3 protein-coding genes are annotated in these 1,245 nt (G+C 47.6%); all 3 read right to left on the bottom strand.

The window, feature by feature from the left end:
- Positions 1-474 (bottom strand): Chromate resistance protein ChrB (locus tag B3182_RS15230; RefSeq protein ID WP_349677942.1); only part of this gene is annotated, 474 nt, incomplete at its 3' end.
- A gap of 161 nt (positions 475-635) precedes the next feature.
- Positions 636-1,049, bottom strand: coding sequence for a TetR family transcriptional regulator (locus B3182_RS15235; protein WP_292411512.1), 414 nt, complete (start codon positions 1,047-1,049; stop codon positions 636-638).
- The coding region (locus B3182_RS15240) for a hypothetical protein (RefSeq protein WP_292753414.1) at positions 1,042-1,245 on the bottom strand (204 nt) is incomplete at its 5' end. The genes B3182_RS15240 and B3182_RS15235, both read right to left, overlap by 8 nt.

Genomic DNA, 1,245 nt, shown 5'->3' on the forward strand with positions numbered 1-1,245 from the left:
TAATGGTTCATCAGGCGATAAAACCCGGTTGGCATCGGTTTCCAGTTCCTGTAACGCCCGGTCAACTCGATCACGAACAGCGCCCGGAAAGAAGTCAATCTGTGACAGTCTTGTGAGGCGTTTACGCAGCTTGCGCGTTTCCTTTATGACATCCATCACCGATTCTGGCAACAACATTGCCCGTAGTTCTGCGATGGCCAAGTGCAAAGCCTCATAGTCATCCGAGCGATCGAATAAGGCAGAGAAATCTTGGGCTTCCGATCCGTCAGTGGCGAGCACATGGGCAATACCCCCAGACTCGCGGACATCGTGGGCTATTGCCTCCAATTTGTCTAAATGATCCGGATGAGCTGGCAGCAGATAGACACCATCGCGCAGCGACGCGGCCCCCAGCGCCTTAATGGCACGCCATGCCCGCATACGCACCGTTGCGTTTTCAGTGGGGAGGGAGAGTATTAGTAATAACCACGACATAGTGTAAAGTGTACTACTATTTTGTAACGATTACTACCATTTAAACCAACCAGGGCCTTACAATGAGGCTTCTATCTTGTCGCTTCATTGTCCTTTACGAAATTAAGCAGCTAATCATAAAACGCGTTTTATTTAACTGGATTGCCTCGTTACTGCTGACGCTATGTAGAGCTATTTGGTTTTAAAATTCTCACATTTGCTGAACCTGCTATCGCAAGAGTCTCGTGGAGTTCATCAGTCAGAGCTCGATTTTTAGAAACCAAGACATTAATCTTAGTGCGAAGCTCAGCATTTTCGGTGCGTAGCTGCCGATTTTTTGCCTTTTCCAATCGCAGTGCTTCATGTTTTTTATTGCGTTGTATGCGATTTTGTTTACCTAGTATTGTCCGGATACGGTCTGCCATATCTGGATAGTTGTTATGAATGGTTGCTCGACTTACTCCTGCTTCCTCTGCCACGGCAGCAACAGACATTTTGCGCTCTTTGATCACAACTTTAGGGCGACCTTTTTCAATGCGAGTAATTGCCTGGCGTATGATATTTCGGGTTTGTTCTCCTCTAGATGACTCAGCCATGGCGGCTTAACCTCTCGGGGTCAGCGCCTAAATCAGAGAGCACTTTTTTACAGCGATTGATGTCACGCTCAACCCGTTCCTGCCCGGATGGGCCAATATCATCTATCTGACGTAATTCCACCTGTTGCGCATAGATGCTTTCCCATATGGTCTGTCTCGTATCGTCGATAACTGATTGTTTGCAATCCGCGCAACG

Origin of the sequence: Methylophaga sp. UBA4204 (genome assembly GCF_002379485.1) — a bacterium.
GTDB lineage: Bacteria > Pseudomonadota > Gammaproteobacteria > Nitrosococcales > Methylophagaceae > Methylophaga.

Coding starts and splice junctions, on each gene's coding strand:
- B3182_RS15235 (WP_292411512.1), bottom strand. CDS start 1,049: ATGGCTGAGTCATCTAGAGGAGAACAAACCCGAAATATCATACGCCAG.